Source organism: Citrobacter sp. wls826 (assembly GCF_005281245.1).
In the GTDB taxonomy this organism is placed as follows: domain Bacteria; phylum Pseudomonadota; class Gammaproteobacteria; order Enterobacterales; family Enterobacteriaceae; genus Citrobacter; species Citrobacter braakii.
Window position 1 is genome coordinate 84,150 of sequence record NZ_SZWS01000063.1, and the last position, 7,898, is coordinate 92,047.

General features: G+C 52.3%; 11 protein-coding genes. 8 read left to right on the forward strand and 3 right to left on the reverse strand.

Annotated elements, in window-relative coordinates:
• The 4 genes from FDW87_RS23115 to csiR all read left to right on the forward strand — a co-directional run.
• On the forward strand, positions 1–833 hold an 833-nt coding region (locus FDW87_RS23115), incomplete at its 5' end, for an aldehyde dehydrogenase family protein (protein ID WP_252363263.1).
• A 25-nt stretch (positions 834–858) separates the two neighbouring features.
• Positions 859–2,142, forward strand: a complete 1,284-nt coding sequence (gabT, locus tag FDW87_RS19490; protein WP_046274853.1) for a 4-aminobutyrate--2-oxoglutarate transaminase — start codon at positions 859–861, stop codon at positions 2,140–2,142.
• Positions 2,143–2,295: 153 nt separating this feature from the next.
• Positions 2,296–3,696, forward strand: coding sequence for a GABA permease (gene gabP, locus FDW87_RS19495; RefSeq protein WP_049043321.1), 1,401 nt, complete (start codon positions 2,296–2,298; stop codon positions 3,694–3,696).
• A gap of 45 nt (positions 3,697–3,741) precedes the next feature.
• Positions 3,742–4,428: a DNA-binding transcriptional regulator CsiR gene (gene csiR / locus FDW87_RS19500; protein WP_049270954.1), complete on the forward strand. Its 687-nt coding sequence runs from the start codon at positions 3,742–3,744 to the stop codon at positions 4,426–4,428.
• A gap of 12 nt (positions 4,429–4,440) precedes the next feature.
• Here csiR and lysM read toward each other — a convergent pair whose 3' ends face one another.
• Positions 4,441–4,890 carry a peptidoglycan-binding protein LysM gene (gene lysM, locus FDW87_RS19505; protein ID WP_016154138.1) on the reverse strand — a complete coding sequence of 150 codons (450 nt, stop codon included), beginning with the start codon at positions 4,888–4,890 and terminating at the stop codon, positions 4,441–4,443.
• Positions 4,891–4,987: 97 nt separating this feature from the next.
• Entirely contained in the window at positions 4,988–5,146 is a 159-nt protein-coding gene (locus tag FDW87_RS19510) for a YqaE/Pmp3 family membrane protein (RefSeq protein WP_049270951.1), read from the reverse strand.
• Between the two features lie 184 nt (positions 5,147–5,330).
• Here FDW87_RS19510 and FDW87_RS19515 point away from each other — a divergent pair, with 184 nt between their 5' ends.
• From FDW87_RS19515 to FDW87_RS19525, 3 genes are all read left to right on the forward strand, one after another.
• Positions 5,331–5,630 carry a helix-turn-helix transcriptional regulator gene (locus tag FDW87_RS19515; protein ID WP_016154139.1) on the forward strand — a complete coding sequence of 100 codons (300 nt, stop codon included), beginning with the start codon at positions 5,331–5,333 and terminating at the stop codon, positions 5,628–5,630.
• Positions 5,631–5,639: 9 nt separating this feature from the next.
• Positions 5,640–6,167 (forward strand): rhodanese family protein, encoded by a 528-nt coding sequence (locus tag FDW87_RS19520; protein ID WP_016154140.1) that lies wholly within the window; start codon positions 5,640–5,642, stop codon positions 6,165–6,167.
• Between the two features lie 80 nt (positions 6,168–6,247).
• Entirely contained in the window at positions 6,248–6,427 is a 180-nt protein-coding gene (locus FDW87_RS19525) for a hypothetical protein (RefSeq protein WP_016154141.1), read from the forward strand.
• Between the two features lie 36 nt (positions 6,428–6,463).
• Here FDW87_RS19525 and stpA read toward each other — a convergent pair whose 3' ends face one another.
• A complete protein-coding gene (stpA, locus tag FDW87_RS19530) occupies positions 6,464–6,865 on the reverse strand; it encodes a DNA-binding protein StpA (protein ID WP_019077523.1) in 402 nt (133 codons plus the stop codon).
• 557 nt (positions 6,866–7,422) lie between these two features.
• Between stpA and alaE the strand changes: the two genes are divergently transcribed.
• Positions 7,423–7,872 (forward strand): L-alanine exporter AlaE, encoded by a 450-nt coding sequence (gene alaE, locus FDW87_RS19535; protein WP_016154144.1) that lies wholly within the window; start codon positions 7,423–7,425, stop codon positions 7,870–7,872.
• The last annotated feature ends 26 nt before the right edge of the window (positions 7,873–7,898 follow it).

A 7,898-nucleotide genomic window follows, 5' to 3' on the forward strand; every position in this document is an offset into this window, starting at 1 on the left:
TCAGCGTGGTGACCGGTTCAGCGAGCGCGGTCGGCAACGAGCTGACCGGCAACCCGCTGGTACGCAAGCTGTCATTTACCGGCTCAACCGAAATTGGCCGTCAGTTAATGCAGCAGTGCGCCAAAGACATCAAAAAAGTGTCGCTGGAGCTGGGCGGCAATGCGCCGTTTATCGTCTTTGACGATGCCGATCTCGATAAAGCCGTAGAAGGCGCACTGGCATCGAAGTTCCGTAACGCTGGCCAAACCTGTGTCTGCGCCAACCGCCTGTACGTGCAGGACGGCGTGTATGACCGTTTTGCCGAAAAACTCCAGCAGGCAGTGAGCAAACTGCACCTCGGTGATGGTCTGCAGCCTGACGTCACCACCGGGCCGCTGATCGACGAGAAAGCGGTAGCCAAAGTGCAGGAACACATCGCCGATGCTCTGGATAAAGGCGCGCGCATTATCGCGGGTGGCAAACCTCACGCACTCGGCGGCAACTTCTTCCAGCCCACCATTTTGGTGGATGTGCCTGACAACGCGAAGGTCGCCAAAGAAGAGACGTTCGGCCCGCTGGCTCCGCTGTTCCGGTTTAAGGACGAGGCTGACGTCATCGCTCAGGCTAATGACACTGAGTTTGGTCTGGCCGCCTATTTCTACGCCCGTGATTTGAGCCGCGTCTTTCGCGTTGGCGAAGCGCTGGAATACGGCATTGTCGGGATTAACACCGGCATTATCTCCAACGAAGTCGCCCCGTTTGGGGGAATCAAAGCCTCCGGTCTTGGCCGTGAAGGATCGAAATACGGCATCGAAGACTACTTAGAAATCAAATATATGTGCATCGGCCTTTAATAAAATAAATACTGGAGAACACCTGATGAGCACCAACAAAGAACTTATGCAACGTCGCAGCAACGCCGTTCCCCGTGGCGTAGGACAAATCCACCCTATTTTTGCCGAGCGTGCAGAAAACTGTCGAGTCTGGGACGTTGAAGGCCGTGAATTCCTCGATTTTGCTGGCGGTATTGCGGTGCTGAACACCGGCCACCTGCACCCGCAGATCGTCTCTGCGGTAGAAGCACAGTTGAAAAAGCTGTCCCATACCTGTTTCCAGGTGCTGGCCTATGAGCCGTACCTGGAGCTGTGCGAAATCATGAATAAGAAAGTGCCGGGCGATTTCGCCAAAAAAACCCTGCTGGTGACAACCGGCTCGGAAGCGGTGGAAAACGCGGTGAAAATCGCCCGCGCCGCCACCAAACGAACCGGCACTATCGCCTTCAGCGGCGCTTACCACGGTCGAACCCACTACACCCTGTCGCTGACCGGGAAAGTAAACCCGTACTCTGCAGGAATGGGACTGATGCCGGGCCACGTGTACCGTGCGCTTTATCCTTGCCCGCTGCACGGCATCAGTGAAGACGATGCTATCGCCAGCATTCACCGTATCTTCAAAAATGATGCCGCTCCGGAAGACGTTGCCGCCATCGTGATTGAGCCCGTCCAGGGCGAAGGTGGTTTTTACGCCGCCTCTCCTGCTTTTATGCAACGTCTGCGCGCCATTTGTGACGAGCACGGCATCATGCTGATTGCCGATGAAGTACAGAGCGGCGCGGGCCGTACCGGTACGCTGTTCGCTATGGAGCAGATGGGCGTTGCGCCCGATCTCACCACCTTCGCCAAATCTATCGCCGGTGGCTTCCCGCTGGCGGGAGTGACCGGGCGCGCCGAAGTCATGGACGCAATCCCACCGGGCGGTCTGGGCGGTACCTATGCCGGTAACCCGATTGCCTGTGCCGCCGCACTGGCGGTACTGAATATTTTCGAACAGGAAAATCTGCTGCAAAAAGCCAACGACCTGGGGCAAACCCTGCGCGAAGGCCTGCTGGCTATCGCGGAAACCCACCGCGAGATTGGCGATGTACGCGGGCTGGGAGCGATGATCGCAATCGAACTGTTTGAAGACGGCGATCACACGAAACCAGACGCCAAACTGACCGCGGAAATCGTCGCGCGTGCGCGCGATAAAGGGCTGATCCTGCTCTCCTGCGGACCTTACTACAACGTACTGCGCATTCTTGTCCCACTGACCATTGAAGATGCCCAAATCCGCCAGGGGCTGGACATTATCGCTCAGTGTTTTGCCGAAGCGAAGCAGGGTTAACACCGCATTCGACCAATAAAAAACGCAATCCTCAGGCCGGATAAGGCGGAGCCGCCATCCGGCAGACAGGGTCAATAACAATAAATACGCGTGCCCCGGCGCGGGAATGCCGGGGTGCTCTCCCAAGTGAAATACTTTCGAGAGGTTTAAAAGATGGGGCAAGTGTCACAATCACATGATTTAGGGGGCGGGCTGAAATCACGCCACGTCACCATGCTGTCTATTGCCGGGGTTATCGGCGCAAGTTTGTTTGTGGGTTCAAGCGTGGCGATTGCAGAAGCCGGTCCCGCAGTATTACTGGCCTATCTGTTCGCCGGATTGCTGGTGGTGATGATTATGCGCATGCTGGCCGAAATGGCCGTTGCCACCCCGGATACCGGTTCCTTTTCCACCTACGCCGATAAGGCCATCGGGCCGTGGGCGGGTTATACCATCGGCTGGCTGTACTGGTGGTTCTGGGTGTTGGTTATCCCGCTGGAAGCGAATATCGCCGCCATCATTCTGCACTCCTGGGTTCCAGGCATTCCTATCTGGCTGTTTTCTCTGGTTATCACGTTGGCATTAACCGGCAGTAATTTGCTGAGCGTCAAAAATTACGGTGAGTTCGAGTTCTGGCTGGCGCTGTGCAAAGTGATTGCCATTCTGGCGTTTATCACTCTCGGCGCGGTGGCGATTAGCGGTTTCTACCCCTATGCCGAGGTCAGCGGAGTTTCGCGCCTGTGGGATCAGGGCGGCTTCATGCCCAACGGTTTTGGCGCGGTGATCAGCGCGATGCTAATCACCATGTTCTCCTTTATGGGCGCAGAGATTGTTACCATCGCCGCCGCCGAGTCCGACACCCCGGATAAGCACATCGTCCGCGCCACCAACTCGGTTATCTGGCGTATCTCCATCTTCTATCTGTGCTCTATTTTCGTGGTCGTCGCGCTGATTCCGTGGAACATGCCGGGACTGAAAGAGGTGGGCTCTTATCGCTCGGTGCTGGAGTTACTGCATATCCCACACGCGAAGCTGATCATGGACTGTGTCATATTGCTGTCGGTAACCAGTTGTCTGAACTCCGCGCTGTATACGTCCTCGCGTATGCTTTACTCCCTGAGCCGTCGTGGCGATGCTCCCGCCTTTATGGGTAAAACGAACCGGAGTAAAACGCCTTATGTGGCGGTGTTGCTGTCTACGGGTGCCGCGTTCCTCACCGTGGTGGTCAACTATTACGCCCCGGCCAAGGTGTTCAAATTCCTGATCGACAGCTCCGGCGCCATCGCCCTGCTGGTTTATCTGGTGATTGCAATTTCCCAACTGCGGATGCGCAAAATCCTGCTGGCGCGAGGCGGTGAAATTAAACTGAAAATGTGGCTCTATCCGTGGCTTACCTGGCTGGTAATCGCCTTTATTATCTCTGTGCTGGTGGTGATGCTCTTTCGCCCAGCTCAACAACTGGAAGTTATCTCTACCGGGTTGTTAGCCATAGGAATTATTTGCACCGTGCCTATTATGTCACGCTGGAAAAAACTGCTATCGTGGCAAAAAGCACCGTTGCAAAATACGCATTAAACCTTTTCCCGGCACAAGCCGGGAAAACCGTTCAGGAGTAAGACCATGACCGCCATTCCCCAACCGACGGCCATTGATGGATACCGCTGGCTGAAAAACGACATCATCCGCGGTGTGTATCAGCCTGATGAAAAACTGCGTATGAGCCTGCTGACCTCACGCTATGAGCTTGGCGTGGGACCGCTACGCGAAGCGCTTTCGCAGTTGGTTGCCGAGCGGCTGGTCACGGTGGTCAATCAGAAAGGGTATCGTGTCGCCCCAATGTCCGAACAGGAGTTGCTCGATATTTTCGATGCCCGCGCCAATATGGAAGCCATGCTGGTCGCGCTGGCCATTGAACGCGGCGACGACGCCTGGGAAGCTGAAATTCTGGCGCGGGCGCATATGCTCGGCAAGCTTGAAGCCGTTGACGCCAGTGAACAGATGCTCGACGAGTGGGATCAGCGCCATCAGGCTTTTCACTCGGCAATTGTCGCTGGCTGCGGTTCACAGTATCTGCTGCAAATGCGCGAACGGCTATTCGATTTGGCGGCGCGCTACCGGTTTATCTGGCTGCGAAAAACGGTGCTGTCGGTGGAGATGTTGGAAGATAAACACGATCAGCACCAAACGCTGACCGAAGCAATTCTGGCACGCGATGCTGCACGTGCCAGCGAATTAATGCGCCAGCACCTGCTGACGCCCATTCCGATTATTCAACAAGCGATGTCCGGCAAATTGCTGACGCAATAAGCCTGAACTTTCTTATTGTTCTGGAATACGCAAAACCTGCCCTGGATAAATTTTATCCGGGCTTTTCAGCATCGGTTTATTCGCTTCAAATATCTGGTTATACAGGTTGGCGTTACCGTATACCTGTTTGGCAATAGCGCTCAGGGTATCTCCTGATTTTACGGTATAAAACTGGCTTTCACTCGCCGGCGCAGAAGTTTTTACCTGATCGTCGACGCTGGCAATACCAGAGATATTACCAATCGCAATCAGGATTTTTTCTTTCGCTTCCTGACTTAATCCATCGCCAGAAACGGTGGCTTTACCTTCGTTAATTTGGACGTTCACTTTATCCGCATCCGGGATGCCCGTTTTGTTCAGGTGTTCCTGTACCTTTTTTGCCAGATCGGCAGTGTCATGGTTGCCAGTAACCGCATCCCACAGTTTTTCACCCGCATCTTTTACAAAATTAAAGAGTCCCATATCCACCTCGGTAGTTAACAATCAACACCAGGAAGTGTAGCAGAGGAGAAAGGAGCGCAAAGAAAACGGCGCCAGAGCGCCGTAAGTAGAAGGGTAATTAGCTACGCGTTTGTATCCAGAAGGCGTGGATCAGACCCGGGATGTAGCCCAGCAGCGTCAGAACAATATTGAGGATAAATGCCCAGCCGAACCCCTTCCCCAGCAGCACGCCAAGCGGGGGCAGAATAATAGTAAAAACGATTCTCCAGAAACCCATACACACTCCATACAAGCAAAAAGTTACTCATTGTTTAAAAAGAGATTTTATCTCTAAGCATAGTCAGTGTACCTAACTCTGCCAGCCTTCCCCTGCTGTTTTACCCTCCTTTACGCTCTTTACGCTGGCGTACGTTGACCGCTTATTTTAGAATAAGCTTAATTTAGAACATACTTAAATACATATGACTGAACTTGAACAACTCCAGGCCAGCGCTGAGCAGGCTGCCGCCCTGCTAAAAGCGATGAGTAACCCGAAAAGGTTGCTGATTTTGTGCATGCTCTGCGGCTCACCCGGTACCAGCGCGGGCGAATTAGCCCGTGTTACCGGCCTGAGTCCTTCCGCCACTTCGCAGCATCTGGCGCGTATGCGTGAAGAGGGCCTGATAGACAGCCAACGCGATGCCCAGCGCATCCTGTACTCCATCAAAAATGCGGCCGTGAATTCACTGATCGCCACATTAAAAACACTGTATTGCCCATAAGGAGCCATCATGACCATTGGGACGATTTCCCCACGCGAGGCGCAGACGCTGGTCGCACAAGGCGCAAAACTGATTGATATCCGCGATGCTGACGAGTATCTGTACGAGCATATTCCGGAGGCGCATCTGGCGCCATTACCTACGCTTGAGCAGGGATCGCTGCCTGCGAATTTACGCGCCGGGCAGGTGATTTTTCACTGCCAGTCAGGCAAACGTACACAAAACGCGGCGACAAAACTGAACGCTATTGCCGCGCCTGCGCAGGTCTGGTTGTTGGAAGGTGGCATTGACGGCTGGAAAGCCGCAGGTTTTCCGGTGGCAAAAGATCGTTCACAACCGTTACCGCTGATGCGCCAGGTGCAGATAGCCGCAGGTAGCCTTGCCTTACTCGGCGTCATTCTGGGCTACACCGTTAGCAGCGCCTTCTTCCTGCTGAGCGGTTTTGTGGGCGCCGGGCTAATACTCGCTGGCGTGACCGGCTTTTGCGGCATGGCGCGATTGCTGGATATCATGCCCTGGAACCGACGTACTCATTAAGCGGTAATCATTGAAACTGCGCTGTACCCGCTGATTGACGTGATCTATGGTGAGTTCTGCGATGAATAAAGGAGAGCAATATGTTTAAACCTGGCGATCTGGTTCAACCACGCATGGGTGGACCCAAACTGAAAGTTGTCGAAGTCAATGGCGATCACATTGTGGCGGTACACGCCAGTAATGAAAGCGGCGAAAAATTCACGCTGAAAGCAGCTGACGTGACGCGATATACCGAAGAGGGTGATTTTGGCGTTTGCTGAAAATAAGCGGTGAGGTCGCCCTCACCGCATTAATAATCAGATCAAAAAGTCATCAAGAGATTTACCGGCAGCCAGTGCCTGGGCAATTGGCTTCGGTGTGCGACCCTGTCCGGTCCATGTTTTTGTTTCACCATTGAGATCGGTAAAACGATATTTCGCCGGGCGCGGCTGACGTTTTTTAACTGAACGTGCCGTCGCAGGCGTCATGCTCAGCAGCTCTTCCGGATTGATCCCGTCTGCCTGCATCAGCGCCAGCAAAGTATTAATTTTTTCCTGCTGTTCTGCACGTTGGCGCTGTAGTTGTTCTTCTTCATCGCGGCGTTCTTTGGTCACTACCCTGAATTTTTCCAGCATATCTTCCAGCACATCAACGGAAAATTCACGAGCCATTGCACGCAGCGAGCGGATATTATTTAAGTTTTTTAACATTGAACTCATATTAACAAAACCTCTTTAACGTAAAACATAAAAACGGTATTACCCTAAATATTGTATGCAACTGCTTATTATATTTCCAGTCTAATTTATTCGCATATTACTAATCAAAAAAGCTAATTCGTGTATTTATCGCATCCATTTTGATATCGCCTATGCGATATATTCTATTCCTCTGCTAGTCGCTATAAATATACTTGCAAGGAGTCTCAGGGTATCACTCGAAAAACAGGCCACAACATCGCGCGGAGCCGGTGCGTATACATATTGCACATTAGTCAACATTGAGAAAAGGAGCGCAAAAAATTCAGAAAAACAAATTTCCATAACCCATTGATCTAAAATGCCTTTAATTAAATCAGCAACGAAAATACCAAAACGAACAAAAAACAAACCATTGCAGAGCATTTTATCGACAAAAAGGTAATAAATAAAAATTTTAAGCTAGTTGCTAGTTATTATCCAGGCAGATATCCTATTCAAACGCGAAAGCAGCAAGACAAATCACTAGCAAGAAGGTATTCAAAACCTTTTTTTCCCTTTTTACAAGGAGCATTAACATGTTCTCTCCGCAGTCACGCTTGCGTCATGCAGTAGCAGACACGTTCGCGATGGTTGTTTATTGTTCTGTCGTGAACATGTTGATCGAAATATTCCTTTCAGGAATGAGCTTCGAACAGTCTCTGTACTCCAGACTGGTGGCTATCCCCGTCAACATCCTGATCGCGTGGCCATACGGCATGTATCGCGATTTGTTTATGCGCGCGGCGCGTAAAGCCACGCAGGCAGGATGGGGGAAAAATCTGGCGGACGTGCTGGCTTATGTCACCTTCCAGTCACCAGTGTATGTGATTATTCTTTTGACGGTTGGCGCCGACTGGCACCAGATTACGGCTGCAGTAAGTTCGAACATCGTGGTATCAATGCTGATGGGCGCGGTCTATGGCTACTTTCTTGATTATTGCCGCCGCCTGTTTAAGGTCAGCAGCTATCACCAGGCTAAAGCCTGACAGATCTCTTCGCGACTGGCCCTGCC

Coding starts and splice junctions, on each gene's coding strand:
- lysM (WP_016154138.1), bottom strand. CDS start 4,890: ATGGGACTCTTTAATTTTGTAAAAGATGCGGGTGAAAAACTGTGGGAT.
- alaE (WP_016154144.1), top strand. CDS start 7,423: ATGTTCTCTCCGCAGTCACGCTTGCGTCATGCAGTAGCAGACACGTTC.
- FDW87_RS19525 (WP_016154141.1), top strand. CDS start 6,248: ATGTTTAAACCTGGCGATCTGGTTCAACCACGCATGGGTGGACCCAAA.
- FDW87_RS19515 (WP_016154139.1), top strand. CDS start 5,331: ATGACTGAACTTGAACAACTCCAGGCCAGCGCTGAGCAGGCTGCCGCC.
- csiR (WP_049270954.1), top strand. CDS start 3,742: ATGACCGCCATTCCCCAACCGACGGCCATTGATGGATACCGCTGGCTG.
- stpA (WP_019077523.1), bottom strand. CDS start 6,865: ATGAGTTCAATGTTAAAAAACTTAAATAATATCCGCTCGCTGCGTGCA.
- gabP (WP_049043321.1), top strand. CDS start 2,296: ATGGGGCAAGTGTCACAATCACATGATTTAGGGGGCGGGCTGAAATCA.
- FDW87_RS19510 (WP_049270951.1), bottom strand. CDS start 5,146: ATGGGTTTCTGGAGAATCGTTTTTACTATTATTCTGCCCCCGCTTGGC.
- FDW87_RS19520 (WP_016154140.1), top strand. CDS start 5,640: ATGACCATTGGGACGATTTCCCCACGCGAGGCGCAGACGCTGGTCGCA.
- gabT (WP_046274853.1), top strand. CDS start 859: ATGAGCACCAACAAAGAACTTATGCAACGTCGCAGCAACGCCGTTCCC.